Origin of the sequence: Pseudomonas sp. NPDC090203 (assembly GCF_044746765.1) — a bacterium.
Lineage (GTDB): Bacteria > Pseudomonadota > Gammaproteobacteria > Pseudomonadales > Pseudomonadaceae > Aquipseudomonas > Aquipseudomonas putida_AD.
Genome location: NZ_JBIVCV010000004.1, coordinates 101,069 through 127,641 on the forward strand (window position 1 = coordinate 101,069; position 26,573 = coordinate 127,641).

The window sequence follows — 26,573 nt, forward strand, 5'->3', positions numbered from 1 at the left end:
ATCCGGTTGTAGAGGGCCGATCAGAGATCGGTGATTTCCTTGTGGCGTGGCACCAGGGCCTTCATCACACTCCAGGCGACGAGGTACGCCAGGGCGCAGATCGCGAACATGATCATGTAGCCGGTGTGGATGTCGTTGATCGACTTGTAGTAGTCGAACACCCAGCCGCCGATCTTGGTCATGACCACGCCGCCCAGGCCGCCCGCCATGCCACCGATGCCGACCACGGAAGCCACGGTCTTCTGCGGGAACATGTCGGAAACCGTGGTGAAGATGTTGCAGGACCACGCCTGGTGTGCCGATGCGCCGATGCCGATCAGCAGCACCGGCACCCAGAAGCTGATGTAGCCCAGAGGTTGCGCCAGCAGCACCAGCAGCGGGAACAGGGCGATCACGAACATGGCTTTCATGCGGCCGTCGTAGGGCTTGTCGCCGCGGGCCATGAAGTAGCTCGGGAACCAGCCGCCGCCGATGCTGCCGACCATGGTCATGCTGTACAGCACGAACAGGGGCATCACGATGGCCGCGCCTTTCATGCCGTATTGCGCAGACAGGTATGTTGGCAGCCAGAACAGGAAGAACCACCACACGCCGTCGGTCATGAACTTGCCGAAGGCAAAGGCCCAGGTCTGGCGGTAGGTCAGGAGCTTGAACCACGAGACTTTCTTGGCAGGCGCGCCCGGCACCGGAGCGGCCTTGACCTGCTCGGCCTCGTCGCTGCGGATGTAGGCCAGTTCATCTTCAGTCAGACGCTTCTGCTGATCCGGTTTGTCGTACATCGCCACCCAGAAGCCGAGCCATACGAAGCCCAGCAGGCCGATCACGATGAACGCCGATTCCCAACCCCACATCGCTGCGATCAGCGGCACGCAGATGGGCGCTGCGATCGCGCCGACGTTGGCGCCGGAGTTGAAGATCCCGGTGGCGAACGAGCGCTCTTTCTTCGGGAAGTACTCGGCCGTGGCCTTGATCGCGATCGGGAAGTTCCCCGCCTCACCGATGGCCAGCACTGCCCGTGACAGCATGAAACCTGCAATGGACACCGGAATCGCCGCGAAGCCCAAGGCGGTGGTGATCGCGCCGATCCCCTGGCCCAACGGCACCGCGAACGCATGCATGACCGCGCCGGTGGACCAGACGCCGATGGCCACTACGTACGCGGTCTTGGTGCCGATCTTGTCGACCACGCGCCCGGCGAAGATCATCGCGATGGCATAGACGAACTGGAACACCGAGGCAATGTTGGCGTAGTCGGTGTTGCTCCAGCCAAACTCCGTGGACAGGTCCGGCGCCAGCAGGCTGAGCACCTGGCGATCCAGGTAGTTGACCGTGGTGGCGAAAAACAGCAGCGCGCAGATGGTCCAGCGGTATTTACCGACAGACCGGGTTGCCGCCCGGGTGAGGCTTTGCGGATGGGTGGATTCGTTCGGGTTCATGGCATCACTTTTATTCTTGGAGGGGTGATGGTCTCTCGCCTGTTTTACGAGAGTGCACGTGTACGTCTCCGGAGCGCGAGGCTCTGGAGTCAGACGTCTAACAAGTGCGGTGCGGCGGGGTGGCAACCAGATTCTCGGGAGGACCCGATATGGCATAACGCTGACGTAGCAAATGAGTGGCCCAGGGCAGGGCATTCGGGGAGATGAGCAAGGAAGTCGAATTCATGGTGGTGACCGACACTCATTTTTTATTTTTAGAGGTGAACGGACGATTTATCGTCTGTCGTCGTACAACACCCTATTTATAGCCAGCGTTCCCTGCGGCTGTCAATCTTTGGCAGTGAGAAGGCTGCGACTTTTCAGCCTGGGCCCACGGCTCGTTTGAGGGTGATCCGCGTCAACTCCGAAGGGACGCCCAGGCGCAAGGCGAATCCGGGCCAGAGGGCGGTGCCGTTGTTGACGTAGAGCTGCATGCCGTCGACGTCATAAAACCCGGACACGAAGCCTTCGTTGGCCCGGGCGATGAACGGGGCGAGGGGGCGGATCATGCCGCCGTGGGTGTGGCCCGACAGCTGCAACGCCACGCCGTGCCGAGCGGATTGCCGGGCGTTGCGAGGCTGGTGGTCGAGCAGGATGATCGGCGTGTTGGCGGGGGCGCCGGTCAGCGCTTGTTTGAGGTCCGGCCCGGGCAGCCCCGCCCGTGGCGCACTGAGGTCCGTCACGCCGGCCAGTATCAGCTGCGCGCCGCCCCGTTCGATCAGCGCATGGCTGTTGTTCAGGCGCGTCATGCCCAGTGACACGAAGTACTGCATCCAGGCTTCGTTATCGAAGAAGTATTCATGGTTGCCCGGGATCACGAACACCCCGTCGGTGGCGTACAGGTCGTGCAGCGGCGCCACGTCGCGGGTACGGGCGCTGATCGGGCCGTCAATCAGGTCACCGGTGACCACGATCAGGTCCACCCCCAGCGCGTTGGAGCGCTTGACCACCGCGCGCGCCCACGGCTCGTCGAACAGCCGGCTGATGTGCATGTCGGTGAGTTGCAACATCTTGTAGCCCTCGAACTGCGGGGGCAGGTTCTTGATGGCGACCTCGATGTCCTTCACCGGCGGCACGCGCATCGCCTGATGCACGCCTATGGCCGCCAGCACCAGCGCGGCGCTGCCTGCGGCATAACGCAGGGTGGCAGGGATGGTCAGCCAGCGCTGGCGAACCAGCATCGTCAACAGCGTGCCCAGGTCCAGCACGATCTGCAGCACCGCGATGAGCAATATCGCGCCAAACGCCCAGTTGAAGAGGATCACTACCGCACGGGGAAATTCCGGGTCGAACACGCTGCCGGACGAGAGCCGGGAATACAGGTGATATTGCGAGGCGAGCAGCAGCAACAGCGCACCGGCCAGCCGGGCTGCCAGCGGCCAGGGCATCGGCCAGATGAACCGCACGATCACATACAGGCAAGGGGTGGTGAACATCAGGTGAAACATCGGGTTGCTCCAGTGGCCGTGGTGGTCCGTGCGCTCGCTTCGCAACAAAGCTCTGAAAACGTCCAGTGAGAGAGGTTCCCCGTTTTCATTGCCTGCATGCTGGCAGATTACACCGTCCCGTAGCAGCACGGCTTGCCGGCGGGGCGACCTTGAGGCCCACCCGCGGGCAAGCCCGGCTGCTACGGGGTCGCGGTCAGCCTCCTGAAAATCGACCCCCTTTGCGCTGTCGCCCTTTATGATGGGCTTTCACCCACGGCCAGGGGCCAGGACCTTGATCAACAAATTGCTGGCAATGGAAGTCTTCGTCCAGGTCGTGGACACGGGAGGGTTCACCCGCGCGGCGGAAAACATGAAGTTGCCGAAAGCGACTGTCACCACCCTCATTCAGTCGCTGGAAGCGTCACTGTCGGTCAAGCTGCTGAACCGTACGACACGCCACGTCAGCGTCACCGCCGACGGCGCATCGTTCCACGAGCGCTGCCTGCGCATATTGCGCGAGGTGCGTGACGCCGAAGAGGCCGTCTCGCAAAGCCGTCTGAGCCCTTCAGGGCGCTTGAGGGTCGATGTGCCGACCGGCCTTGCCAGCGAAGTGATTGTCCCGGCGCTGCCGGATTTCTTCGAGCGCTATCCGGACATTCAACTGGAACTGGGGTGCAGCGACCGCCCGGTGGACCTGGTCGAAGAGGGCGTGGACTGCGCCATACGCGGCGGCCGACAGCTTGCCGATTCGCGCCTGATCGCCCGGCCTGTCGGGACGATGCACTACGCCACCTGTGCCTCGCCGGCCTACCTGGAACGCCATGGCCGCCCGCTGCACCCCAACGATCTGACGCAGCACCGTTGCGTGAATTACTTCTCCGCGCGCACCGGCAAGATGTTCGACTGGTATTTCACCCGGGATGAGGAGCGTGTGCAGTTGGCCCTGTCCAGCCCTGTCGCCTTGAGCGACAGCTATGCCTACACCGCAGCAGGCCTGTCGGGACTGGGTATTATCCAGATGGCGGATTTCCTGCTGGCGCCCTGGGTGCGGGAGGGCCGTCTGGTTACCGTGCTCGACGACTGGGCCAACGAGCCGCTGCCGCTGTACGCCGTGTACCCGGAAAACCGTCACCTCTCGACCAAGGTGCGGGTGTTCGTCGACTGGATCGCCGAGCTGTGCGCGAACACCAGCACCCTGCACTGACCACGGCCACACCGGAGTGACTACTTGAAAAACGGCACGAAATCAGCCGCGTCGTGACGCTCGCGCAGAAAGGTTCCCGGTGCATCGGACGTGCGATTAACGATGCGGCCCCGGGCCACGGCGGGGCGTGCGGCAATGGCGTGATACCAGCGCAGCAGGTGGCTGTACTGCTCGACGTCGAGGTACTGGTGAGTGTTGTAGACGCCAAACAGGCTGCCCGGATGCCACGGCCACACCGCCATGTCGGCGATGGTGTATTGATCGCCCGCCAGGTATTCCCGCGTTGCCAGATGGGTGTCCAGCACGTGCAACTGGCGCTTGGTTTCCATGGCGTAGCGGTCGATGGCGTATTCGATCTTGATCGGCGCGTAAGCGTAGAAGTGGCCCAGCCCGCCGCCCACGAAAGGCGCGGTGCCCATCTGCCACATCAGCCAGTTGAAGGTCTGCGCCCGTGCTCGTGGCTCTGTCGGCAGGAACTCGCCGAAGCGCTCCGCCAGGTAGACGAGGATGGAGCCGCTTTCAAAGACGGGCAGGGCAGGGTTCATCGAACGGTCCACCAGCGCCGGGATCTTCGAGTTCGGGTTGATGCCGACGAACCCGCTGCCAAACTGATCGCCCTTGAAGATGTCGATCAGCCAGGCATCGTACTCGGCGCCCGTGTGCCCCAGCGCCAGCAATTCCTCCAGCAGAATCGTCACCTTCTGCCCGTTGGGGGTGCCTTGGGAATACAGCTGAAGCGGGTGCTTGCCGACTGGCAGCGGCTGGTCGAATCGCGCGCCCGAGTCAGGGCGGTTGATGCTTGCGAATTGGCCGCCGTACTCGGTCTTCGGTTGCCATATCTTGTCAGGCATATAGCCGGCGGGCTGATTGTCTTGCGCGGTGTCTGCCATTGGAAACTCCTGGGGTCCCGAATGACGGGAGATAGGGGAAATCGAGATGGCAGGACTCTATCCAGACCGACCGTTTGCTTATACGCCCCGGCGCCGAAATGAGTTTTCCGCAGGCTGAACAATGGGGATCGGCTGTCCGCCTTGTTGCTGTCTACGCTGCCGATTACCCCCCAGCATGTAAAAACTGTTTGTCCGCAGCCCCGCTATTTGCCGGTCGCTGCCTGCTCTAGCCTTGCTCCGCCACAGCCTCTGACCGGTTGGGCACTGCGCCCATCGCGCAGAACCCGAACAATAATTCCGGCGGTATCGGCTGCACGCAACACAACAAGAGTGAGCAGGACAATGAGCAGAAAAAACAGATTCCCCGCGCGCCTGATGATGACCACCGCAGCCCTTGGGGTTGCACAGGTGGTTCACGCAGGGTTCATCGAAGACAGCAAGTTGACGGTCAACGCGCGCAACTATTATTACAACGTCGACAACCACGAAGGCGGCAAAGACCAGCGCGAGTGGGCGCAGGCGTTCAAGGTTGATTACCTGTCCGGTTTCACCGAGGGCACCGTAGGCTTCGGTCTAGACCTGCAGGGCCTGGTCGGCATCCACCTGGATGGCGGCAAGGGCCACCACCCGGACAGCAACACCTTCACCCCCAGCGACAGCGATGGTTCGGCGCCCCATGAGTGGAGTGCCGGGGGGGCCACAGCCAAGCTGCGTTTCTCGAAAACCGAGCTGCGCTACGGCAACACGTTGTCGCCGAACCTGCCAATCCTGATCGCCAACGAGAGCCGCCTGCTGCCGCAGACGTTCGGTGGGTTCATGTTCAGCTCAAGGGAAATCGACAACCTCACCCTCACGGGTGGGCAGATCGAGAGCGCTCGGGGCCGAGCCTCAACTAACAGTTCGGGCCTGTCGGTAGCCGGTGCTACACGTGACAGCAACAAATTCCGCTTCGCTGGTGGTGACTGGAAGGCTACGAAAAACCTCACGCTGCAGTACTACTACGCCAACCTTGAAGACTTCTACACCCAGCATTTCTTCGGCCTGCAGCATGTCCTGCCGATCAGCGAGAGCCAGAGCTTCAAGACTGACCTGCGCTATTTCAGAAGCCGCTCGGACGGGGCCAACGGCGATGTCGGCTTCCGCTTCAACAACAACGGTGGCTACGCGAAGAATCCGGGCGAGGTGGACAACGACACCGGCATTGCCACATTCACCTACACCCTGTATGGCCATAGCCTGAGTCTGGGCTACCAGCATGTGTCCAGTGATGGCGGCTTCGTCTGGGCTAACCAGGCCAACGTGGTCGATGGTCGCGGGCGCAACGACGGGGAGGGCGGGGCGTCGTTCTACTCCTGGTCGGACGCGGTGGTGGGCAACTTCTCCCGCGCTGGCGAGAACACCACCATGGCCCAGTACGCCTATGATTTCTCCAGCGTCGGGGTGCCGGGCCTGAAGACCTCGGTGGCCTACCTGCGTGGTGAAGACGCCAGGGCCGCCAATGGCACCGGCCCTGACACCCACGAGTGGGAAACTGACATGCGCGTCGATTACGTGGTGCCATCCGGGCCGTTGAAGGGCTTTGGGACCACCCTGCGCCACGGCATCTACCGTGGCGGCGGCAGTCCGATTGTCGACACCAACCAGACCCGACTGATCTTCAACTACACCTACGCGTTCTTTTGATTCAAGGCAGGCAGGACCGCATCCTGTGGCGCTTGAGCCAGGAAGTTGCCCGTGCCCTGCACGGGCTTTTCGTGAATGCGGCGCCGACTGCCAAGCTTGGTGGCGATATGGCTGAACGCCTCCCGATCACTTGTTGACCATTTCCTTGATGGTGCCCGTCGGCACACTGATCAAGGCATATTTGCCGTTGATTTGCACCCATTGCTCGTGCTCGGCGGGCGCCTTCAAGTGCCGACTTTTCCAGTCTTTGACTTCCATGCTTTCACGTTGATATTCGTCGGGCACGGGATCGCCCACTTTGTATTCCCTGTCCCCGGTTCCAGGGCGATTGAGCGTCACGCCAGGTTCATCAGCCGCGTAGGAAACGCTTGAAACCGCGCAGAATAGAGTGATGGATAAAGCAGCGATTGAGAGTTTGGACGTCATGGATCATTCCTTTGGTGGGGAAATTTGAGGATGTCGAGTCATCAGCTTCCAGGACCATCGCCCAGCGGGAGAGATCAGAACCCGGAGTATCCAGGCGAACATGGGAGATTCTGATGTCGCATCCGTCCATTAAGCTGAGTCCTTCAGCCCTGTATGGTTCAGAATAAAAAGATCACCGGACCGAGCGTCTGACATCGACATCGACTCGCCAACCGGGTTACAGGCCGCGCCGACGAGTGCGAAAGGGGCGCCCGCCGGCTTGCCAACGGGCAGGGCGGAACCGGGGCGTGCAGAGGCCTGGATCAGGTGCGGCGAGATGCAGGGATCAACGCCTGCGGCATTGTCTACAGTTTGCCCACTGTGGGTTTGGCAAAAAGAAAGCCCTGCATGAGATCGACGCCCAACGCCAGCAGCGTGTCTCGTTCTTCAAGCGTTTCGATGCCTTCGGCCACGACCGTAATACCCAGCCGCTCAGATACCAGTACGATGCCTTCAACAATGGCGCGCCGTACTCCATCCCGGTCAATACCGCGTGTCAGCGCCATGTCGATCTTGAGAACGTTGGGCTGAAACATCGCGAGGAAGTTGAGTCCGGAATACCCTGACCCAAAATCGTCGATTGCGGTCGTGAAACCCTGGCGCTCGTACTCCTGAAAGATGGATTTCAGGTGATCAGGGTCGTCGACTCGCTCCCCTTCGGTGACCTCGAACATCAGGCGCTCAACCGGGAAGTCAAACGTGCGGGCAGCTTCCAGTGTTGCACGAATGCAGGTTTCGGCCCTGTACACGGCATTGGGAAGGAAGTTGATGCTGAGCTTGCAGTCCGGGATCGCGGGGAGGCCCAGTTCCGCCGCGAGCTCAATGGCTCGCACCCGGCACGCCTGATCAAAGCGGTATCGGTTTTGATCATTCACCAGTCCCAGGATGCTGGCAGCGGATTCGCCATTGAGCCCACGAACAAGGGCTTCGTAGGCGTACGGCAAGCCTGTCCTGACATTGAAGATTGGCTGGAACGCCATGGTGAAGCTGAAACCCAGGTTATCGAGGTTCCGACACTCAGCGCACCCAACCGATTTGAATGGAATCAACGGTATTTGTTCTGCCATAGGTTTTCCAGATACGACGGCCAGTCACAGTGCGCTTGCACAGGATATTCAGCACGCTCACTTTACAGTGAAAACCGGCCTTGGGTAGGCCTCTCGTTCAACGCTGCGGACGGCGATCACGAATGTATGTGTCTGAACAAATGGCTGAAATACAGGGGTTTATGTCCTATCGACCTGCGCAGTAACTTTTTACAGTAGGTCGCCTGTACATTCGCCTGGCGCGGCGACAGAAGACAGTGCGTGAGTGGGGGTAAGGGGTGATGTCTGCACAACTGGTCTGCACCCGCGGTGCACCACCCAGAGGCGTTGCGCGTTCCGGGCGTCAGGCTCTTTACGAACAAGGAATGATAACCGTGGGCACACTTCAGGCCGTTGGCGAAATGACTACCCCAGCCTCCATCGTCTACATTGTCGATGACGATCAACTGCTGCGCGAGTCCTTGAGCAGCTTGCTTCGTTCAATCGGCCTGCGCGTGGAAATCTTCGCGTCAGTGGCGGATTTTCTTGATTTCAAGCGGCCGGATGCGCCGTGTTGCCTGGTTCTGGACGTGAGGCTTCAAGGTGTCAGCGGGCTGGATTTCCAGAATGAACTGGTCAGGAAAGAGGAAACCGTGCCAATCGTCTTCATGACCGGGCATGGCGACATCGCCATGACGGTACGTGCGATGAAAGCCGGCGCGATCGATTTTCTGGCCAAGCCGTTTCGCGAGCAGGACCTGCTGGATGCCGTCGCTTTGGCATTGAGCAAGGATCTGGAACAGCGCGAGGTCAACAAAGGGCTGGCCGGCCTGCGCAGCCGCTACCAGAGCCTGACTGTGCGGGAGCAGGGCATCATGGCGCTGGCAGCGTCGGGATTGATGAACAAGCAGATCGCAGGTGAGGTGTGCCTGAGTGAAATCACCGTGAAAATCCATCGGGCCAGTGTCATGCGAAAGATGCAAGCCAAGACCTTCGCCGAACTGGTGCGCATGGCTGAGACATTGAACCTGGCCATCAAGCGTTGATTTATACGCAAGTATGATTAAGCGGGAAATGTGAAGGCGTATTGTGCGAGCAGGCGAAGTCATTTGACTTGTACCTTATCAACGCAAGGTACGTAAATTGCCCACTCCTGCGATTATATCGATTGTCGACGATGATGATGATGTTCGGCTCTCTCTCGGCAGTCTGCTGCGTTCGTATGGGTACACCATTCAGTTGTTCGACAGCGCCGAACACTTCCTCTGCTCTGAACTCATGGGAGTCACCGATTGCCTGATATCTGACATACAGATGCCGGGCATGAGTGGCCTGAACATGTGCGAGCACCTCATCGCGCAGGGCGTCCAGATACCGGTGATCTTCATGACAGCCTCCGCCGAGCCCGCGCCCAGGCTCGCGGCGCAACGCCTCGGGGCTGCGGGGTATCTGACCAAGCCGTTCGACGAACAACCCCTTGTCGCGTGCATCCAGGCTGCCTTGAATTCCGGACGTTCCGAGGCGTGACCCCACGCCTCGATGTCGAATGACCCACCGCCATCGCGGGCAAGCGCGCTCCTACAAGATCGGTGCAGATCATCCGTAGCAGCACGGCTTGCCGGCGTCGGCGTTTTCAAGATCGCTGTCGCCGGCAAGCCGGACTGCTACGGGGTGTGGGTTGTTCTCAGGTGGCGTGACCACCGATCCCCGTAGGAGCGCGCTTGCCCGCGAACGCGCCAGGCCAGACGCCTCGATGTCGAATGACCCACCGCCATCGCGGGCAAGCGCGCTCCTACAGACTTCCGGTAACGCGCCAAGAACGGATAAAAATCAATCCGCTCGAGTGCGAACTTCGAATCTTTCCATTCATCCAGCGGCCTTGAAAAACGTGTTGAACATCATGTCTGCGCCTTACTTACGAACGGTCTTCAGAAATGGGCAGGCAAGCCGAGTACACAGGAATGATCCTGAACAACGTCGATAGAACCGGTGGAAAGTTGAAATGGTAACGGTTGTGAACGCTGCGGGACTTCCCGATCAATGAGAGACAACCTTTTCTCGCGGTTCAGGGCACTGTTTTCCGTGGACCGTGACAACGCAAAACTGCTGAATGCGCAGTACGTTGCACTGTCCCGGCAACTGCCGGTGATGTACGTCATCCTGCTGGTGAACACCATCGCCTTGGCCTTCACCCACGTGCATCTGGCCCCGCGCTGGCTCGCGGTGTACCTGCCTGCGCTTCTGACCGGGGTCGGTAGCCTGCGGGCCATGCTGTGGTGGCGCAAGCGCGGTGTGCCGGCCCACCCTGACGCCATCCTGCAGACCCTCACCCGCACCAATCGGCTGGCGGTGTTCCTGGCGTTTGGCTTCACGGCCTGGGCGTTGGCGCTGTATCCCTACGGCGATGCCTACTCCCGTTCGCACATTGCGTTCTACATGGCGATCACCGTGATCGCCTGCATCTTCTGCATGATGCACCTGCGTTCCGCCGCCCTGATCACCACGGCCGTGGTCAACATCGCCTTCATCGGCTTTTTCGTGTCCACCGGCACTTACGTTTACATGGCGATGGCAGTCAACGTACTGCTGGTGTCTGCCGCAATGATCTGGGTGCTTCAAGACCATTACAAGGATTTCACCCGGCTGGTGAACATCCAGGCCCATACCGAGAAACTCAGCGCCGACAATGAACGGCTGGCCAATCAGGACAGCCTCACCGGACTGCCGAACCGTCGGCAGTTTTTCGCTTTGCTGGACGATCATCTGGCCAGTGCCTCCGAGGAGCAGTCACGTTTTGCCGTAGGCCTCATCGATCTCGACGGCTTCAAGCCGGTCAACGATCTCTATGGCCACAGCGTCGGTGACAAGCTGCTGTTTCAGGTGGGGCAGCGCCTGATGGGCTACGAAAGCGACGGCCTGCACATGGCGCGTCTGGGCGGCGACGAGTTCGGCCTGCTGAAAAAAGATGCGTCACAGGACGTGTTGGCCGCGCTGGGGAATGACATCCAGACGTTACTCCAAGAGCCCTTCAGCATCGGTGACATTCAGGTGTCCATCAGTGCCTCGTTGGGCTTTGTGATCTACCCGGACATGGCCAGCGATGCCACCCAGGCCTACGAGTTCGCCGACTACGCGCTGTACCAGAGCAAGCGCGAAGGGCCGGGCAGCATCTGCCAGTTTTCGGCGGCCCACTACCTGGACCTGAACCGCGATATCCGCACGGAGCAGGGGTTGCGCAAGGCCGATGTGGCGCAGGAATTCAGTGTCGTCTACCAGCCGATTCTCGACATCCGCTCGGGCAACACGGTGGCGTTCGAAGCCTTGGCTCGCTGGACGAGCCCTCAGCTCGGCCCGGTGGCCCCCGGTCAATTCATACCCGTCGCTGAACGTCTGGGGCTGATCAACCGCTTGACCGTGCCCTTGCTCAGGAAGGCCCTGGCCGGGGCGATGGCATGGCCGCACGATGTGCGCCTGGCGTTCAACCTGTCGGCCCATGATTGCGGCTCCAGGGAAGCGGTGCGCACCCTCGTCAGGCTGATCGAGGAAAGCGGAATCGATCCGGCTCGCATTGATTTCGAGATCACCGAGACAGCCGTGATTCAGGACATCGAGCAGGCCCAGTGGGCTGTCCAGACCTTTCGCACCCTGGGCTGCGGCATCTCGCTGGATGACTTCGGCACCGGCTATTCCAGCCTCAGTCAGTTGCACGGGCTGGCGCTGACCAAGCTCAAGATCGACCGCTCATTCATTACCAACATTCAGAGCAATCCGGCCAGCTACAAGATCGTCAAGTCGCTGCTGGCGCTGAGCGCCGACATGGGCCTGGAGTGTGTGAGCGAAGGCGTGGAAACCGCGCAAGAACTTGAAGTCTTGAGAAGGTTGGGCTGCGTGCTGGTGCAGGGCTATCTGATCGCCAAACCGATGTCGCCCGAGGACTCGGTGGCCTGGCTGCGCGACAGGGGCCGAGTCAATGCGCAGGCCCGGCACCCTTGAGCCATTTGTCGAGGATGGCTGCATAGGTACCGTCGCGCCGGATCCTTTCAAGCTCGGCCTTGAAGCGGTTCACCGTTTCGTCCGGCGTGCCCGGGCTGAACGCCATGTACAGCCCGTTCTCACTCGACAGTTCAGGCAGGGGCAATGAGCGCACCATGGTGGTGTCGGGATCGTCACCGTTCTTGCGCATCAGGTTGATGGCGTTCAACTCGTTGGAAATCCACAGCTCGACGTGATCCACTTTAAGCTTGCGGTAGTTGTTCTCGTACATGCTGCTGGACTGCAACTCCTTGCCCACCTCGAATCCATGGGCGATCAGGTATTGCTCGCCGACGTCCTGGTTGACGGTTGCGATGTGATAGCGGCGGGCATCGTCCAGGGACGTCAACTGAATCGGGCGATCCGACAGGCTGAAGAGGTACCATCGCGTCGGTGCGATGGCGCCGACCCATTTGAACAGAGGCTCGCGCTCGGCCGTCCTGGCGATGGAGTAGATCAGCACGTTTTCGGTGTGCAGCGCCAGGTCATAGGCCCGTGCCCAAGGCAGGACCTCGATGTTCGCAGAGGCCCCCACGCCTTTCATGACTGTCCGCACGATCTCCGTGCTCAGCCCCGTCACGCCTCCGTTCTCGGACATGTTGTACGGGGGAAGCTCTTCGGTGACCACCCGGATCGCGGGCTCATCCGCAGCCGCCAGGCTCGTGGCTCCCGCCAGCAGAATCGCGACCAGGCCTTTCAGGAAAGCGTGAGCCATTGCATACCTCTCATCGCCGGGGCTTGCGGGTACAAGCGCGACCAGCGTTGGATTTCAGGTGGTTATTGTAGGTGTTTCTGGTTAGGGGGCTGCAGCTTGCGGGAGTTCATTTTAGGAAGGCCTCGGGAAATGCGTCTGCGGGGGTGCAACCGGCGCCGGGACCACGGATAATCGCGCCCCCCCTTGATCATCGCCTATGCGCTGCCCGCTAAAACAGGAAGTTTCAGATGTCACCTCGCTTTACCCGCTCCAGCTTGAGCGTCCCCCTCAACCTGACCCTCTTTTGCTGGGGCGTAGGCACGAGCAGCCTGGGCTATGCAGACTCCACTGCCTCGACGGTCGAAATTGCCGAGCCCACCGTGGTCACCGGCAGCTATGCGCCGGCCTCCAGTTTCGAGCTGCCGTTTTCCATCGACACCGTAGATCTGTCCAAAGGCACCGACGGCCAACTGGGCGTAAACCTGTCCGAAGTGCTGTCACGGGTGCCGGGGCTGGTGGTGCAGAACCGTCAGAACTACGCCCAGGATCTGCAGATTTCCTCGCGGGGATATGGCGCACGCTCGGCCTTCGGCATCCGTGGCTTGAAGCTGTTCAGTGACGGCATCCCGGCCAGCACCCCGGATGGCCAGGGGCAGGCGGCGTCTCTTAACCTCGATGTGGCGGACCGCATCGAAGTCTTGCGCGGCCCGGCCTCGACCATCTATGGCAGCAATGCCGGCGGCGTGATCCAGATGTTCACCCGCGACGGCCAGGGCCCGGCCACTGTCGGCGCAGAAACCACCTTTGGCAGCGACGGCTTCAACAAGAATCATCTGTCGGCCCAGGGCGGCAACGAGACGGCAGGCTTCGTGCTGGATGCCTCGCGCATGGACACCGATGGCTATCGCGACCACAGCGCGGCCCGGCGTGACCAGACCTTCGGCAAGCTGACGCTCAACCCTGACGAAGACTCCCACCTGGCGCTGATCTACAGCAGCCTGGAGCAGAACAACACCCAGGACCCGCTCGGCCAGACCTGGGATGCCTACAAGCACGACCCGCGTTCGGTGGCCTCGGTTGCAGAGACCTACAACACGCGCAAGAGCATCGATCATCAGCAACTGGGCATGAATTACGAGCGTTATTTCGGCGACGCCACCTTGCAGTTCAACCTGTACGCCGGGCAGCGCAGCGTCATCCAGTACTTGTCGATTCCGCGCACGGTAGCCTCCAATAGCCAGCGTGGCGGCGGTGTGGTGGACTTCGACCGCGAGTTTCACGGTGGCACCCTGCGCTGGATTCAGCCGGTGTCCGCGCTGCCCGGAGATTTCAAAGTGACAGTGGGTGCGGACTACGACCGCAGCCAGGATGATCGTCGCGGCTACCAGAACTTCAGCGGCAGCCAGCTTGGCGTCAAAGGCCAGTTGCGCCGCGACGAACAGGACACCGCCACCAGCCTCGATCCTTACGTTCAGGCCCATTGGGCGCTGGGCAACTGGGTCATGGAAGCCGGCGTGCGCCACAGCACCATGACCATGGATGTGGATGTGGATGATCATTACCTGGCCAACGGTGATGGCAGCGGTTCGAAGAAATACCAGCAGAACACCCCGTCGCTGTCGGTCATGTATGCATTCACCCCCGACCTGCATGGCTATGTCAGCGTCGGCAAAGGCTTCGAAACCCCGACCCAGGCCGAGATGGCCTACGCGCCGGGGCTGGCGGAAAGCTTCAACTTCGGCCTCGATCCGGCCACCAGCACTCAGTACGAAATGGGCCTCAAGGCGCGCCTGGAGGAGGGCACCCGCCTCAACGCGGCGGTGTTCGAAATCCACACCGAGGACGAGATCGTCGTCGCCAGCTCAGCCGACGGCCGCACCAGCTATACCAACGCCGGGAAAACCCTGCGCCGGGGCGTCGAGATCAGCCTGGAAAGCCAGCTCAGCGAGCAATGGCAGACCACCCTGGCCTACACCCGCACGGACGCGACCTACGACGAGGACTTCACCCAGAGCGGCAAGCTCATCGAAAAGGGCAATCAACTGCCGGGCGTGCCCCTCAACAGCCTTTTTGGCGAACTGGTGTGGAAGCCTCGCGACGGGATGAGCACCGGCCTGGAGGCCCAGTACCGCAGCCAGGTGTACGTCGAGGACAGCAATCAGGACAAGGCGGCGCCCGCGTACACGGTGTTCAACTGGCGTGCACGTTTCGAGCAGGATTACGGCCACTGGACCTTCCACCAACTGCTGCGGCTGGACAACCTGCTGGATCGGCAATACGTAGGCTCGGTCATCGTCGGCGACAGCAACGCGCGCTACTACGAAGCCGCGCCGGGCCGGTCCTGGTACGCGGGGGCGGGGTTCGATTATCGGTTTTGAGGGTAGAGTGGGCTGCGTTTGAGGATGCATCCCCCTCAAAACCCTTTAGCGGTTATGGCGCATGATCGAGAAGTTCAGCGCTGCAGCGACGGTTAGCCAGGCCAGATACGGGAACAGGATCAGCCCTGTGATCAGGTCCAGTTCGATGGCCAGCACCACCATGACCGCCACCACCAGCCAGAGGATGGCGAGGATGATCATGCTGGCGACGATGCGGTTGGCGCCGAAGAATACCGGTGTCCACAGGGTGTTCAGCGCGATCTGCGCCGCCCACAATGCCAGGACCGTCTGGCTGCCGGGTATCAGCGTCAGGCGATACCCGGCCCAGGCGATGAGCAGGTAGATGGTCGTCCAGGCCAGCGGGAACAGCCAGTTGGGTGGCGTGAACGACGGCTTCTGGAGCGATTCGTACCAACTGCCGGGTTTGAAGATGATGCCGGTGCTGGCCGCAGCGCAGCAGGCGATGAGGAAGATATATAAAGTCATCTGCAGTCCTATGCCGAAGTGATCGGGTTCGAGGACCGGCCGGCCCTCTGGACGTTGGATGCCATTGCGGCAAAAAAGTCGTTTCTTATTGCAGCAAATACCTGCTCATTGCACTCGCGCTCCCTCAACTCAGCCAGGGATTGGCCGCGTAGTGGCGGGTTTCGAAATCACGAATCTGCGCCTCCCGTTGCAGGGTGCTGCCGATGGCATCAAGGCCGAGCAGCAGCGACTGCTTGCGCAATTCATCGATGGCGAAATCGATCACTGAGCCGTCGCTCAGGTGAATCTGCTGGTTAGGCAGGTCCACGCTGATCGTGGCGCTGGCGCCGTCACTGACCACGCGACCCAGGGCCTGCAACTCTGCCTCAGGCAGCTGAATCGCAAGCACCCCGTTGCGTTGGCAGTTGTCGTAGAAAATCCCGGCGAAGCTGGTGCCGATCAGCGCGCGGATCCCCAGTTGCTTGAGGCCCCACACCGCGTGCTCACGGCTGGAACCACAGCCGAAGTTCGGCCCGGTCACCAGAAAGCTTGCGCCATTCCACTGGGGGCGGTTGAGCACGAACGCCGGGTCAGGCTCGCCGGATTTCAGGAAGCGCAGATCGAAGAACACACCCTTGTCCAGGCCGCTGCGATCAATGCCCTTGAGGAACTGCTTGGGCATGATCACGTCGGTGTCGACGTTCGATGCGAGAAAGGGTGCGGCTTTGCCGGTCACGATATCAAAGGGTTGCATGGCTCAAGCCTCCTCGGCAAACAGGCGAACGTCGGTCAGATGGCCACGGATCGCCGCCGCAGCCACCATCGCAGGACTCATCAGGTGAGTGCGCGCACCCGCCCCCTGACGCCCTTCGAAGTTTCGGTTGGTACTCGATGCGCAGCGGTCGCCCGCAGCCAGCACGTCATCGTTCATCGCAAGGCACATCGAGCAGCCGGACTGACGCCACTCGAACCCTGCGTCGAGAAAGATCCTGGCCAGACCTTCTTCTTCCGCCTGGTCACGCACCAGGGTCGAACCCGGCACAATCATCGCCCGAACGGTCGGCGCGACCTTCTTGCCCTTGACCACGCGAGCCACGTCGCGCAGATCCTCGATGCGCGCGTTGGTGCATGAGCCGATGAAGGCATGGCTGATCTGCACATCACTCAAGCGCATGCCGGCTTCCAGGCCCATGTAGGTCAGGGCACGCTGCATACCCTGGCGCAGGATCAGGTCATCGATCATGGCGGGGTCGGGCACCGTGCTGCTCACAGGGGCTGCCTGGTCGGGGCTGGTGCCCCAGGTCACCATCGGCTCCAGGGCGTTTACATCGACACTGACTTCGCTGTCGAACACCGCGCCGTCATCGCTGAACAGCTCACGCCACTTCGCTTCGGCCGCTTGCCACTGTTCGCCCTGAGGCGCACGCGGCCTGGACTTGACGTAGGCATAGACTTTTTCGTCGGGCGCCATGAACGCCCCGCGGGCACCGGCTTCCACCGCCATGTTGCAGATGGTCATCCGGGCTTCGACGCTCAACGCCCAGATAACCGGCCCCGTGAACTCAATGGCGTAACCCGTGGCACCGGAGGCACCGATCTTTTCGATCAGGGCCATGATGACGTCCTTCGAGGTGACACCCATGCCTAGCTCGCCGGTCACGGTGACGCGCATGGTTTTCAGGCGTTTGTAGACCAGCGTCTGGGTGGCCAGCAGGTGCTCGATTTCCGAGGTGCCAATGCCAAACCCGAAGGCGCCCAGTGCGCCGTACGTCGTGGTGTGGCTGTCGCCGGCAGCGACCACCATTCCCGGAAGGATGAAGCCCTGCTCGGGCGCGACCACATGCTCGATGCCCTGGCGCCTGTCCAGCACGTCGAACAACTCGATGCCGAAGTCACGGCAGTTCTCCTCGAAGTACGACACCTGCAGCGCGCCGCCGGCGTCCGGCATCTGGGCGACGCGGTTGGCCGCGGTCGGGTTCACATGATCGACCACCGCCAGCGTCGCCGATGGCCGCCACACCGTGCGCCCGGCTTCCCGCAGGCCACTGAACGCCTGGGGACTGGTGTACTCGTTGGCCACCTGACGGTCGATGTAGAGCAGCACATGCCCTTGATCGTCCAGCGTGCACACAGTGTGGCTGTCGATATGTTTCTGGTAGAGGGTACGAGGGCTGTTCATGGCAGATCGCTCTTTCTCATTATCAAGGCAGGGTCACGGTTGCGGATGGCCCCAGCATATTCACAACGAAAAAGGCATCAATAGCGCAGGGGTGAGGGTAGAGGACACGAATCGTGGTTGATTCAGGGGGATTGCCACGCATGAAGTCCGTAGCAGTCCGGCTTGCCGGCGTCGGCGTCAGGTCTGTGACGGATGTTTTGCCTGACACGCCCCTCCCGCCGGCAAGCCGTGCTGCTACGGGCTCGGTGTACGGCGAAAGTTGGAACTCGCCCCGCCCCCGTAGGAGCGCGCTTGCCCGCGAACGCGCCAGGCCAGACGCCTCGATGTCGAATGACCCACTGCCGTCGCGGGCAAGCGCGCTCCTACAAGGGCGGTGCAGATCATCTGTAGCAGCACGGCTTGCCGGCGGGGGCGTACTCAAGATCGCCCCGCCGGCAAGCCGTGCTGCTACGGGTGGCCGCCGCCTTTCCGACGAGCAACGCGCTATCAGACCGTGAGTCGCTGGCGCAGGCGCAAACTGGGGCCATACTGACTGGCCCCAAACCCAATACCGACCTTCGTTGCGCTGTGCGGTTTTCTTCGAGGGATGATGAACGACTCAGAGGAGACCTGTGCATGGTTATCACGATCGAGAAGGCTGTTTGCGGTCCTGACTGGCTGGTGATGCTGAACGATTACCCGCTGACATTTCGCAGCATGGCAGAGGCGCAGTCGTTCGTTGACCGGCTCAAGGCCAGGATCGAGGCGCCGCATATCATTCCGGTCTGGTGATCCCGGGGACTGAGATCCCCTTCGAGCCTGACCCGGCAACTGGTCCATTTCAAAACTTCAAAACTGGCACTTCTTTCAACGCTGGGCTGAGTCGACATTACGCCGACCACAGCCTTGAAACGAAAGGAGTCCCCCTTGGAACTGACTGCCGTCACCCTGATCGTCGCGTTCGCCGGCGTCTTTCTGATCTGTTTCATGAAAGGCGCTTTCGGCGGTGGCTTTGCGATTGTCGGGATTCCGATCCTTTCGCTGGTGATGGACCCGATCACCGCCGGCGGCCTGCTGGCGCCGCTGTTCGTCGCCATGGATATCTACAGCCTGCGTTACTGGAAACCTTCGACATGGTCGCGGCCGGATCTGTTCCGTCTGGTCCCAGGGCTTGTGCTGGGGATCGGTGTGGGCTTTGTGCTGTTTCGCGTGCTCGATCATCGGGCCATCGCTATCGTGATGGCGGCGGTGACCCTGGTGTTTGTCGGCCTGTGGTTCAGGGCGGGCGGGGAGGTCAAGGTGCAGCCGCGCTCTTCGGGCAAGGCGGTGGCCGCCGGGATCACTTCCGGGATCACGACGATGGTGGCTCACTCCGGCGGGCCGCCGCTGGCGATTTACCTGCTGCCGCTTGGGGCCGCGCAGCTCGCTGATCCCTCCCAGGTGCGCCTCGACCGCTTCGAGCAGCGCCTTCCTGCGGCGTTCGTTCTCGCGTCGCAACCGGCGAACATGACGCTCATAGGCGCCGCTTTCTATCATCGAGGCGAGGACATTCTGCTCCCAGCTCGCCGAGTGGCGATCGGTCAGACGCTTGGCCTCGCGGAACACCTGCACCAGCTCGCGGGGAAGCACCAGATACCCTAGCCGCAGTTGCGGTGTCAGTGCTTTCGAAAACGTGCCGACGTAGATCACCCGACCGTCCGTGTCAGTGGATTGCAGCGCGTCGATGGGGCGCTGGCCATAGCGAAACTCGCCGCCGTAGTCGTCTTCGATGATCCAGGCGCGATTGCGACTCGCCCAGGCCAGCAGCTCAAGACGACGGGTGATGGGAAGCACCGCACCCATCGGGAATTGATGGGAGGGCGTGACGTAGGCCAACCGCACCTGATCACTGTCTGGCAGGCAGCGGGTATCCAGCCCTGACGTGTCTACGGCAATGGCAAGCGGGCTCGCGCCCGTGGCCTCGAAGCACTGCCTGGCCATGCGATAGCCGGGGTCTTCGAAGACGAACGCATCCCCTGGGTTGAGCAACAGCCGGGCGCACAGGTCCAGCCCCTGCTGCGAACCGTGAACCACGAGAATCTGTTGCGGATCGCAGGTCAGGCCTCGTGCTCGCCGCAGATAACCCTGTAACGCGGTGCGCAATCGCGTCTCGCCCTCAGGCACGCTGTGATAGCCGCCCGGCTGGCGCTTGATCAACTCGTCGCGGTAAGCCCGCTGCCAGCTCAGGGCTGGAAAATCTCCAGAAACGATCGCGCCAAACCTGAAGTCGATGCGTGCCTGGGCGTAGGCCATGCGGTACGGCTGCATGGCAGCAACCCGCTGAGCATATCGGGACAGCACGGGCGCCGTTTCCCCGGGCGGCGTCGAACTGGCCTTCGCGGCGCTGGACGATGCACCCGCCACGGCCATCACCCGGGCGGCCTTGCCGGACGAAGTCTGCACGAACCCTTCTGCGGCCAATTGTTCGTAAGCAGCCGTTACCGTGGTGCGAGACACGCACAGCTCCGCCGCCAGCGCCCGGGTCGACGGCAGCTTCTGACCGGCTGCCAGGGTTCCATCCTCTATCTGCCTGCGCAGCTCGGTGTAGATTCCGCGTTCCGAGCCGCGATGCCCCGCACCTGGCCTGCCGGAAAACTGGTTCATGGAAAAACCTCCAAACTGGTACTTATGGTTGGCCGGGCCCTGAGTGAAATTATGGGTGCTGATCGCTTGAAATCTCTATGGTCAGCGGGTGCAGTCGTTCAGACCTGCGACAGGCCGGCTGAAGATTCAAACGCCATCACCAGGTAATCAATCACCTTGCTGACCCGTGCGGTATGGCGCAGGTCCTTGTGGGTGACCAGCCACACGTCGTAGGTCTGCGCGCGGGTCTGGTGGGGCCACACCTGTACCAGCCCGTCGCGCTCGCCCATGTGGATCGGGATTTCTCCAAGGCCAAGTCCCGCTGCCAGCGCCGTTCGCACCAGCAGGCTGCTGTTGGCGCTGGCAACCAGGCGCGCGCTCTGGGTGGATTCCTGCGCCACGTTGTAGCGCTCGCCGGCATCGACGTGGGCCTGGAAGGCGACGATGTCATGGCCGGCAAAGCCGCTGCCGGGCTTGGGCGTGCCTCTCTTGTCGAGGTACTGGCGTGAGGCGAACAGCCCGATCGGCCAACTGACCAGCCGACGCACCAGCAAGTCCGGGTTGTCGGGCTTGATGGTGCGCAGGGCGATATCGGCTTCGCGTTTGGCCAGGTTCAGCATGTCGGTACCGGCTTTGATTTCCACCCTGACGTCCGGGTACACCTCATGCAGACGGGCAATCGCCGGAATCACGAATTCCACGGCCAGGGAGTCGGTGGAGGCGATGCGCACCAGGCCCGTTGGCCGCTCATCCAGTCCTTCGATGCGGCGTTGCAGTTCGTTGCCTGCCTGCTCCATTTTCTCGGCGGCATCCAGAGCGGCTTCTCCCGCCGTGGTCAGGGCATAGCCGTCTGAGGTGCGCAGAAACAGCGTTGCCTTCAGCGCTCGCTCCAGGGCCACGATTCGCCGCCCGACGGTGGCCTGGTCTACGTTCAGCGCCCGAGCCGCGCCCCTTAACGTCGAGATGCGCGCCACGGCCAGGAAAAACCTGGCGTCGTCCCAATTCATATCAGCTCCAGGTAATGCACTTATGCATCGCTATAATGACGAATCGCTGCATTATTGCACGCAGCAAAATCAGTATGCTGAATGCCTTCAACGGGCTGATGTCCAAGCCTGCACTCACTGTTCACAAAAGGTATTCCCATGAGTCATCCAGCTCGCATGAACTACATCCAGATCACCCAACCCGGTGGGCCGCAGGTGCTCCAGTTGCAGCAGGCCGATGTTCCCCAACCCGATCAGCACGAGGTGTTGATCAAGGTTCACGCCGCAGGGATCAACCGTCCTGATGTGATTCAGCGGGCCGGCAAGTACCCGATGAAGCCCGGCATGAGCCCGGTACCTGGCCTGGAAGTGGCGGGTGAGGTGGTCGGGATCGGTTCGGCGGTATCCGGATTCAACCTCGGCGACAAGGTCTGTGCGCTGACCAATGGCGGTGGCTACGCGGAATATTGCGTTGTGCCCGCGACTCAGGTGCTGCCGATTCCCGATGGCGTGGACATGATCCAGGCCGCTGCCATCCCGGAAACCTTCTTCACCGTGTGGGCCAATCTGTTCGAGCTGGGCCAGGCCCGCGAAGGCGCCACCGCGCTGATCCACGGCGGCACCAGCGGCATCGGCACCACCGCCTTGATGCTGTGCAAGGCGCTGGGCATCAAGGCATTCGCGACCGCGGGCAGTGAAGAAAAATGCGAGCAGATTCGCGCCCTGGGGGCCGAGGCGATCAACTACCATGAGGCCGACTTCGCCAAGGTCATCGCCGAAAAGACCCAAGGCAAAGGCGTGGACGTCATCCTCGACATCATGGGCGGCAGCTATTTCGACGGCAACGTGGCTTCCCTCGCACGCCGTGGCCGGCTGGTGATCATCGGCTTCCTGGGCGGCGGCTCGGTGAAGGATTTCAACCTGCTGTCGCTGATCGACAAACAGGCCTCGGTGACCGGTTCGATGATGCGCTCGCGTAGCGCCGCGGAAAAAGCCGAAATCGCCCGGGCGGTGCAGGCCAATGTCTGGCCGTTGCTCAGCCAGGGCCAGTGCCTGCCGATCATCGACCGGGTGTTCCCGCTGGCCGATGCCAGCAAGGCGCACCAACGCATGGAAGACGGCGATCACATCGGCAAGATTGTGCTGAAGGTGCTGTGAGCCTGACTAGCACCTCACTGTAGCCGTGACGATGTCAGGGAAGGGCACTGTCCGGCTGGACAGGCTCTTCCTTGGTCGCAGCTTCGGGCTCGGCGGCCGTCAGTTGAGAACGGTGGTCCAAAAGGCTTATCAGGCTGCCCACTACCGCGATTCCTATCAGCATTAACAAGCCGATACTTGAAGCTTGCATTGTCTACTCCCTGAATCCACGTACGTTGGAAAACCCCAGAAGCGCTGCGTCAGGCCATCCTGCGCAGCGCGACGACCATTGCCGCGCCAAGCAGCGTCATGCCGACAATCAGCGCCGGGAATGACCACCACCAGGGCACGCCCGACGTCATCATGCTGAATTCGGACATCCCGCCGATGCCCGCGATCAGGTTCAGCGGCAGGAACACGACGTTGATCAACGTGAGCTTGCGCAGGGCCAGGTTCATGCCGTTGTTCGCAAGATTCCCGCGAGACTCGATCAGGTTCGCGAACACCTTGGCGTGGATCCTGGCCTGCTGGTAGCTCTGCTCGTTTTCGATGACCAGATCGTTCAGCGCGTCGAGCTGCCCGGCGCTGAAGCCGTGTCGCTGGCCGTGGCTTCGCAGCAGGTTCAATACCGCACCGTTGCTCTGAATCGCGTTGACGTAGTACACGAGGCTTTCGCTCAGGTTGTACATCTGCGCCAGTTGCTGGTTGTCCATGGTTCGGGTGAATTGCTGCTGAATCTCCCGAGCGACCTGTTTGACCACCCGCAGGTGCCCCAGATAGTGATGAACGCTTTCTGCGAGCAGGGCCATCAGCACATCCAGCGGGCCCTTGAGCGCCGTCTCACTCGCAAGGCTGGATAACAGCGAGTTGCTGGCGCAGATCACCACCAGCCGCTGTTCGCTCAGCACCACGCCGAACGAGGAGACGTTGAACGCCCGGCCATCGAAACTCTCCGGGCGCTTCCAGATCAGGAACAGATGATTGGCCTTTATCTCGATCCGTGCGACCTCATCCGGATCCAGCGAAGACTCAAGCGCCTGGGCGCCGATCCCCAGAGACCCCTGCAACACCCGCTGCTCGGCTGCATCAGGTGCAACGCACAGCCACACACTTGCCTTGTCCTGGGGCGCCTGCTGCAGGGCGCCGGACTGGATGCCGTAACCTTCGATCATCTGCTAGAGCGCCTGGCCACGGTGTTTGAGTTCCAGTCTCTGGGTAAAGGCATGCAACACGCGCCGATACAGCTCATCCCCCAGCACGGCGTCTTCGATGCCTGCATCCAGGTTGGGGTTGTCGTTGACCTCGATGACCAGCACGCGGTCGCCGGCCTGCTTGAGATCGACGCCGTACAGGCCGTCACCGATCAGCCGGGCGGTGTCCAGCGCCAGCTTGATGACCTCGGCCGGGGCCTGATCCACCGGCACGGCCTGGCACAGCCCGTTGACCTCGCCGGGCACGGCCTTGTGGTTGTAGATCTGCCAGTGCCCCTTGGACATGAAATACCGGCAGGCGTACAGCGCCTCACCGTTGAGCACGCCGACCCGCCAGTCGTATTCGGTGTAGCAATATTCCTGGGCAAGCAACAGCACCGAATGCTCGAACAACTCTTGCGCCGCAGCCGACAGCGCCTGGGCATCGGCGACCTTGATTACCCCGCGGGAGAAACAGCCGTCCGGAATCTTCAGCACCAGCGGAAAACCCAGGCGCCGACCTGCCTGCTCAAGTTCATGAGGCCGGTCCTTGTAGAGGATTTCGGTGGCGGGCATGCCCAGCCCCCGACGCTTCAAGAGGTCGGCCACGTACACCTTGTTGGTGCAGCGAAGAATGGACGATGGATCATCGATGACCACCAAACCCTCGCTTTCCGCCTTTTTGGCGAAGCGGTAGGTGTGGTCGTCGACCCGGGTGGTTTCGCGGATGAACAGCGCGTCGAATTCGGCGAGGCGTGCGTAGTCTTTTTTCTCGATCAGCTCGACATCGATACCCAGTTGCCTGCCGGTCTCGACAAAGCGCTGCAACGCCAGCGGATTGGACGGTGGCAGGGCTTCGTGGGGATCGTGCAGGATCGCCAGGTCGTAGCGGGCAACCCGTTTCGAGGCCGGTTGCCGCCAGGTCCGGCGGTTGAAGGCATCGAGGGCATCGGCGAAGGCATGCTGCTGTTCGTCCCGCAGCCTGTGCAGGGCACCGGCCTTGATTCCGGCGATCTGCCAGGTTTCGCCACGGCGAAACTCCACCAGCAGGATGGGGCAGGGGAAGGCTTCAAAGAGCTGGCGACCGATCTCCTGCAATGGCGCAATGGACGCCTTGCCGAAATACAATGAGAGGGTGAACGCTTCGGTCTGCCCATAAGGGTGGTTGGCCAGCGCCCGCTCCAGTGTGCGCTCGAGGTCATCCAGACCGACCCCGTACAGCGCCTTGCGCGCCAGTTCGCTGATGGTGCGCACCGACGGGAAAACCTTGTGTCCCCGGGCCTCGGCGAGCAACGAGCAGTAATAGCCTTGCCCCAGGTATTTGTAGTGGCGGCACAGGTTGATGACCTGGGTGCGATGAGGGAATTCGTCGCTGTGCTCAAGGTAATCCTGAGCGAGCATCAGGCTTTCGCTGGGCAGGTAGTCGGCCCAGTCTTCCTTGCGTTCGACGAGAATCAGCAAGCGGTTGCCCGCCGGCTTGCGACTGGGAGGTTCCTCGCTCGGGGTGATTGTGGAACGCTCGGATTTATCCAATACTTCGTGCACCTTGGCTAGCACCGCTGACATGAGTAATCGATCTCTATTGAAGAACAGGCCGCTTCAATAAATCACGGGCATCTGCGTGTGTCCCGTCTCGTTACTCAAACATTACGGTGTTGCCATGCTTTTTGATTTTCGCTTTGCATCGACCGACGATGTCGATGATCTGGTTGCGCTCGAGCAGGCATGTTTCACTCTGGACCGATTGCGTCCGCGCCACTTTCGCTGGATGCTCAGCCGGGCCAATGCCAGCCTGATCGTCGCCGTTGTCCAGGAATCCCTCGTCGGCTACGCCCTGGTGCTGTTTCGTAGGGGCAGCCCGCATGCGCGTCTGTATTCGATTGCCGTAAGTCCCCAGTGCCGAGGTCACGGCCTGGGGCAACGTCTGCTGGAACAGGCGCAAGACTGCGCGGTTGGGCGAGATTGCGCGCGGCTGCGTCTGGAAGTGCGCGCCGACAACCCTGCCGCCATCCGCCTGTACGAAAGCAACGGTTATCAGCGCTTTGCCACTGTCGATGACTTCTACGAAGATCACGCCCAGGCGCTGCGCTTCGAGAAATCCATGCTGCTCGGGGATCCGTCGGCTCAGAAGGTCGGCGGCGTAATCACCCAGATCACCACGGCGTCCACGTCGCCGGGGTTGCCGTAGCGATGGGGTTCCTGGCTTGAGAAGCTGAAACTGTCGCCTTCGTTCAACTGGAAATACCGCTCTCCCACCCACAGCTCGAAGGTGCCGGAGAGCAGGTAGCCGGCTTCCTCGCCTTCATGGCTGTAGCTGGTCTGGCTGTAGGTGCCGGGAGGGAAGCGTGAGTGGAGGATTTCCAGTTCGCGGTTGGGTTGCGGGGTCAGCAACTGATCGACTATGCCGTCTTCGTAGTGCACGCTCAGGCGGCTGTTCTTGCGCACCACGTAGCCTTCGTCTTCAGGGGCGGTCACGGCCTCGCTGGCGAAGAACCACTGGATGGTCACGCCCAGGCTGCGGGCAATGTTGAACAGCGCCGGGATCGAGGGGTAGGACAGGTTGCGTTCCAGCTGGCTGATGTAGCCGGCGGTCAGCTCGCTCTGTTCGGCAAGCTCGGCCAGGGTCATGCCACGGCGTTTGCGCAGGCCGCGAATCCGGGTTCCGAGAAACTGCGGTGCAGCGCTGCCGTCTTCGGAACCGGGTGTTCTGGATTTGATGCTTGTCATCAGGCGTTCCGCTCG

The 26,573-nt window shown here is 61.5% G+C and carries 21 protein-coding genes and 3 pseudogenes; 10 read left to right on the top strand and 14 right to left on the bottom strand.

The genetic code is table 11. The features are described 5' to 3' along the window. Positions 1 to 20: 20 nt before the first annotated feature. Together ACIPO9_RS08340 and ACIPO9_RS08345 are read right to left on the bottom strand one after the other, a co-directional pair. Positions 21 to 1,436 carry an MFS transporter gene (locus ACIPO9_RS08340; protein ID WP_274131222.1) on the bottom strand — a complete coding sequence of 472 codons (1,416 nt, stop codon included), beginning with the start codon at positions 1,434 to 1,436 and terminating at the stop codon, positions 21 to 23. A gap of 359 nt (positions 1,437 to 1,795) precedes the next feature. Continuing rightward, positions 1,796 to 2,923 carry a metallophosphoesterase gene (locus ACIPO9_RS08345; protein ID WP_400779996.1) on the bottom strand — a complete coding sequence of 376 codons (1,128 nt, stop codon included), beginning with the start codon at positions 2,921 to 2,923 and terminating at the stop codon, positions 1,796 to 1,798. 271 nt (positions 2,924 to 3,194) lie between these two features. On the opposite strand from ACIPO9_RS08345, the gene ACIPO9_RS08350 reads away from it, so the two are divergent. Continuing rightward, the gene (locus ACIPO9_RS08350) at positions 3,195 to 4,106 is read left to right on the top strand and encodes a LysR family transcriptional regulator (protein ID WP_400779998.1); all 912 of its coding nucleotides are present in this window, start codon (positions 3,195 to 3,197) and stop codon (positions 4,104 to 4,106) included. A 20-nt stretch (positions 4,107 to 4,126) separates the two neighbouring features. Here the strand turns inward: ACIPO9_RS08350 and yghU are convergent, their stop codons facing one another. Continuing rightward, positions 4,127 to 4,996: a glutathione-dependent disulfide-bond oxidoreductase gene (gene yghU, locus ACIPO9_RS08355; protein WP_400780000.1), complete on the bottom strand. Its 870-nt coding sequence runs from the start codon at positions 4,994 to 4,996 to the stop codon at positions 4,127 to 4,129. 372 nt (positions 4,997 to 5,368) lie between these two features. Here yghU and ACIPO9_RS08360 point away from each other — a divergent pair, with 372 nt between their 5' ends. Beyond that, positions 5,369 to 6,679: an OprD family outer membrane porin gene (locus ACIPO9_RS08360; protein WP_400780513.1), complete on the top strand. Its 1,311-nt coding sequence runs from the start codon at positions 5,369 to 5,371 to the stop codon at positions 6,677 to 6,679. Positions 6,680 to 6,805: 126 nt separating this feature from the next. Here ACIPO9_RS08360 and ACIPO9_RS08365 read toward each other — a convergent pair whose 3' ends face one another. Continuing rightward, a complete protein-coding gene (locus ACIPO9_RS08365; RefSeq protein WP_274131219.1) occupies positions 6,806 to 7,105 on the bottom strand; it encodes an RcnB family protein in 300 nt (99 codons plus the stop codon). A gap of 344 nt (positions 7,106 to 7,449) precedes the next feature. Next, positions 7,450 to 8,211 carry an EAL domain-containing protein gene (locus ACIPO9_RS08370; protein ID WP_400780002.1) on the bottom strand — a complete coding sequence of 254 codons (762 nt, stop codon included), beginning with the start codon at positions 8,209 to 8,211 and terminating at the stop codon, positions 7,450 to 7,452. A 380-nt stretch (positions 8,212 to 8,591) separates the two neighbouring features. On the opposite strand from ACIPO9_RS08370, the gene ACIPO9_RS08375 reads away from it, so the two are divergent. The 3 genes from ACIPO9_RS08375 to ACIPO9_RS08385 all read left to right on the top strand — a co-directional run bounded on the left by ACIPO9_RS08375 (position 8,592) and on the right by ACIPO9_RS08385 (position 12,162). Beyond that, positions 8,592 to 9,215: a response regulator transcription factor gene (locus tag ACIPO9_RS08375; RefSeq protein ID WP_274131420.1), complete on the top strand. Its 624-nt coding sequence runs from the start codon at positions 8,592 to 8,594 to the stop codon at positions 9,213 to 9,215. Positions 9,216 to 9,312: 97 nt separating this feature from the next. Continuing rightward, on the top strand, positions 9,313 to 9,696 hold the full coding sequence (locus ACIPO9_RS08380; RefSeq protein WP_400780004.1) for a response regulator transcription factor: 384 nt from the start codon (positions 9,313 to 9,315) through the stop codon (positions 9,694 to 9,696). 513 nt (positions 9,697 to 10,209) lie between these two features. Next, the gene (locus tag ACIPO9_RS08385) at positions 10,210 to 12,162 is read left to right on the top strand and encodes a putative bifunctional diguanylate cyclase/phosphodiesterase (protein ID WP_400780006.1); all 1,953 of its coding nucleotides are present in this window, start codon (positions 10,210 to 10,212) and stop codon (positions 12,160 to 12,162) included. Here ACIPO9_RS08385 and ACIPO9_RS08390 read toward each other — a convergent pair. Further along, positions 12,137 to 12,916 (bottom strand): substrate-binding periplasmic protein, encoded by a 780-nt coding sequence (locus ACIPO9_RS08390; RefSeq protein WP_400780008.1) that lies wholly within the window; start codon positions 12,914 to 12,916, stop codon positions 12,137 to 12,139. The genes ACIPO9_RS08385 and ACIPO9_RS08390 overlap by 26 nt on opposite strands. Before the next feature lie 227 nt (positions 12,917 to 13,143). Between ACIPO9_RS08390 and ACIPO9_RS08395 the strand changes: the two genes are divergently transcribed. Continuing rightward, the gene (locus tag ACIPO9_RS08395; protein WP_400780010.1) at positions 13,144 to 15,273 is read left to right on the top strand and encodes a TonB-dependent receptor family protein; all 2,130 of its coding nucleotides are present in this window, start codon (positions 13,144 to 13,146) and stop codon (positions 15,271 to 15,273) included. Between the two features lie 45 nt (positions 15,274 to 15,318). Here ACIPO9_RS08395 and ACIPO9_RS08400 read toward each other — a convergent pair whose 3' ends face one another. The 3 genes from ACIPO9_RS08400 to leuC form a co-directional block, all read right to left on the bottom strand. Beyond that, positions 15,319 to 15,759 carry a TspO/MBR family protein gene (locus ACIPO9_RS08400; RefSeq protein ID WP_400780012.1) on the bottom strand — a complete coding sequence of 147 codons (441 nt, stop codon included), beginning with the start codon at positions 15,757 to 15,759 and terminating at the stop codon, positions 15,319 to 15,321. 124 nt (positions 15,760 to 15,883) lie between these two features. Beyond that, positions 15,884 to 16,492: a 3-isopropylmalate dehydratase small subunit gene (gene leuD / locus ACIPO9_RS08405; protein WP_400780014.1), complete on the bottom strand. Its 609-nt coding sequence runs from the start codon at positions 16,490 to 16,492 to the stop codon at positions 15,884 to 15,886. Between the two features lie 3 nt (positions 16,493 to 16,495). Continuing rightward, the gene (gene leuC / locus ACIPO9_RS08410) at positions 16,496 to 17,917 is read right to left on the bottom strand and encodes a 3-isopropylmalate dehydratase large subunit (protein ID WP_400780016.1); all 1,422 of its coding nucleotides are present in this window, start codon (positions 17,915 to 17,917) and stop codon (positions 16,496 to 16,498) included. Positions 17,918 to 18,532: 615 nt separating this feature from the next. Here leuC and ACIPO9_RS08415 point away from each other — a divergent pair. Together ACIPO9_RS08415 and ACIPO9_RS08420 are read left to right on the top strand one after the other, a co-directional pair. Beyond that, on the top strand, positions 18,533 to 18,688 hold the full coding sequence (locus ACIPO9_RS08415) for a hypothetical protein (RefSeq protein ID WP_274131210.1): 156 nt from the start codon (positions 18,533 to 18,535) through the stop codon (positions 18,686 to 18,688). 195 nt (positions 18,689 to 18,883) lie between these two features. Next, positions 18,884 to 19,255 (top strand): annotated as a pseudogene (locus ACIPO9_RS08420) (TSUP family transporter); the annotation flags it as partial. An 84-nt stretch (positions 19,256 to 19,339) separates the two neighbouring features. On the opposite strand, the pseudogene ACIPO9_RS08425 reads toward ACIPO9_RS08420, so the two are convergent. Then, a pseudogene (locus ACIPO9_RS08425) lies at positions 19,340 to 20,539 on the bottom strand (PLP-dependent aminotransferase family protein); the annotation flags it as partial. A 98-nt stretch (positions 20,540 to 20,637) separates the two neighbouring features. After that, positions 20,638 to 21,525 (bottom strand): LysR family transcriptional regulator, encoded by an 888-nt coding sequence (locus ACIPO9_RS08430; protein ID WP_400780017.1) that lies wholly within the window; start codon positions 21,523 to 21,525, stop codon positions 20,638 to 20,640. A gap of 138 nt (positions 21,526 to 21,663) precedes the next feature. Between ACIPO9_RS08430 and ACIPO9_RS08435 the strand changes: the two genes are divergently transcribed. Then, positions 21,664 to 22,662, top strand: coding sequence for an NAD(P)H-quinone oxidoreductase (locus ACIPO9_RS08435; RefSeq protein WP_400780019.1), 999 nt, complete (start codon positions 21,664 to 21,666; stop codon positions 22,660 to 22,662). A gap of 239 nt (positions 22,663 to 22,901) precedes the next feature. Here the strand turns inward: ACIPO9_RS08435 and ACIPO9_RS08440 are convergent, their stop codons facing one another. Beyond that, positions 22,902 to 23,813: a magnesium transporter CorA family protein gene (locus ACIPO9_RS08440; protein WP_400780021.1), complete on the bottom strand. Its 912-nt coding sequence runs from the start codon at positions 23,811 to 23,813 to the stop codon at positions 22,902 to 22,904. Positions 23,814 to 23,816: 3 nt separating this feature from the next. Beyond that, positions 23,817 to 25,397 (bottom strand): RimK family protein, encoded by a 1,581-nt coding sequence (locus ACIPO9_RS08445; protein WP_400780023.1) that lies wholly within the window; start codon positions 25,395 to 25,397, stop codon positions 23,817 to 23,819. Between the two features lie 94 nt (positions 25,398 to 25,491). On the opposite strand from ACIPO9_RS08445, the pseudogene rimI reads away from it, so the two are divergent. Beyond that, positions 25,492 to 25,950, top strand: a pseudogene (gene rimI / locus ACIPO9_RS08450) (ribosomal protein S18-alanine N-acetyltransferase); the annotation flags it as partial. A 5-nt stretch (positions 25,951 to 25,955) separates the two neighbouring features. Here rimI and ACIPO9_RS08455 read toward each other — a convergent pair. Then, positions 25,956 to 26,558, bottom strand: coding sequence for a cupin domain-containing protein (locus ACIPO9_RS08455; protein ID WP_274131196.1), 603 nt, complete (start codon positions 26,556 to 26,558; stop codon positions 25,956 to 25,958). Positions 26,559 to 26,573 lie beyond the last annotated feature (15 nt).

Bases quoted from the DNA above. Each gene is read 5' to 3' on its own strand.
- leuC (WP_400780016.1), bottom strand. From the start codon at position 17,917: ATGAACAGCCCTCGTACCCTCTACCAGAAACATATCGACAGCCACACT.
- leuD (WP_400780014.1), bottom strand. From the start codon at position 16,492: ATGCAACCCTTTGATATCGTGACCGGCAAAGCCGCACCCTTTCTCGCA.
- ACIPO9_RS08435 (WP_400780019.1), top strand. From the start codon at position 21,664: ATGAGTCATCCAGCTCGCATGAACTACATCCAGATCACCCAACCCGGT.
- ACIPO9_RS08345 (WP_400779996.1), bottom strand. From the start codon at position 2,923: ATGTTTCACCTGATGTTCACCACCCCTTGCCTGTATGTGATCGTGCGG.
- ACIPO9_RS08400 (WP_400780012.1), bottom strand. From the start codon at position 15,759: ATGACTTTATATATCTTCCTCATCGCCTGCTGCGCTGCGGCCAGCACC.
- ACIPO9_RS08455 (WP_274131196.1), bottom strand. From the start codon at position 26,558: ATGACAAGCATCAAATCCAGAACACCCGGTTCCGAAGACGGCAGCGCT.
- ACIPO9_RS08415 (WP_274131210.1), top strand. From the start codon at position 18,533: ATGGTTATCACGATCGAGAAGGCTGTTTGCGGTCCTGACTGGCTGGTG.
- ACIPO9_RS08445 (WP_400780023.1), bottom strand. From the start codon at position 25,397: ATGTCAGCGGTGCTAGCCAAGGTGCACGAAGTATTGGATAAATCCGAG.
- ACIPO9_RS08395 (WP_400780010.1), top strand. From the start codon at position 13,144: ATGTCACCTCGCTTTACCCGCTCCAGCTTGAGCGTCCCCCTCAACCTG.
- ACIPO9_RS08365 (WP_274131219.1), bottom strand. From the start codon at position 7,105: ATGACGTCCAAACTCTCAATCGCTGCTTTATCCATCACTCTATTCTGC.
- ACIPO9_RS08385 (WP_400780006.1), top strand. From the start codon at position 10,210: ATGAGAGACAACCTTTTCTCGCGGTTCAGGGCACTGTTTTCCGTGGAC.
- ACIPO9_RS08440 (WP_400780021.1), bottom strand. From the start codon at position 23,813: ATGATCGAAGGTTACGGCATCCAGTCCGGCGCCCTGCAGCAGGCGCCC.
- ACIPO9_RS08390 (WP_400780008.1), bottom strand. From the start codon at position 12,916: ATGGCTCACGCTTTCCTGAAAGGCCTGGTCGCGATTCTGCTGGCGGGA.
- ACIPO9_RS08375 (WP_274131420.1), top strand. From the start codon at position 8,592: ATGACTACCCCAGCCTCCATCGTCTACATTGTCGATGACGATCAACTG.
- ACIPO9_RS08340 (WP_274131222.1), bottom strand. From the start codon at position 1,436: ATGAACCCGAACGAATCCACCCATCCGCAAAGCCTCACCCGGGCGGCA.
- ACIPO9_RS08370 (WP_400780002.1), bottom strand. From the start codon at position 8,211: ATGGCAGAACAAATACCGTTGATTCCATTCAAATCGGTTGGGTGCGCT.
- ACIPO9_RS08430 (WP_400780017.1), bottom strand. From the start codon at position 21,525: ATGAATTGGGACGACGCCAGGTTTTTCCTGGCCGTGGCGCGCATCTCG.
- yghU (WP_400780000.1), bottom strand. From the start codon at position 4,996: ATGGCAGACACCGCGCAAGACAATCAGCCCGCCGGCTATATGCCTGAC.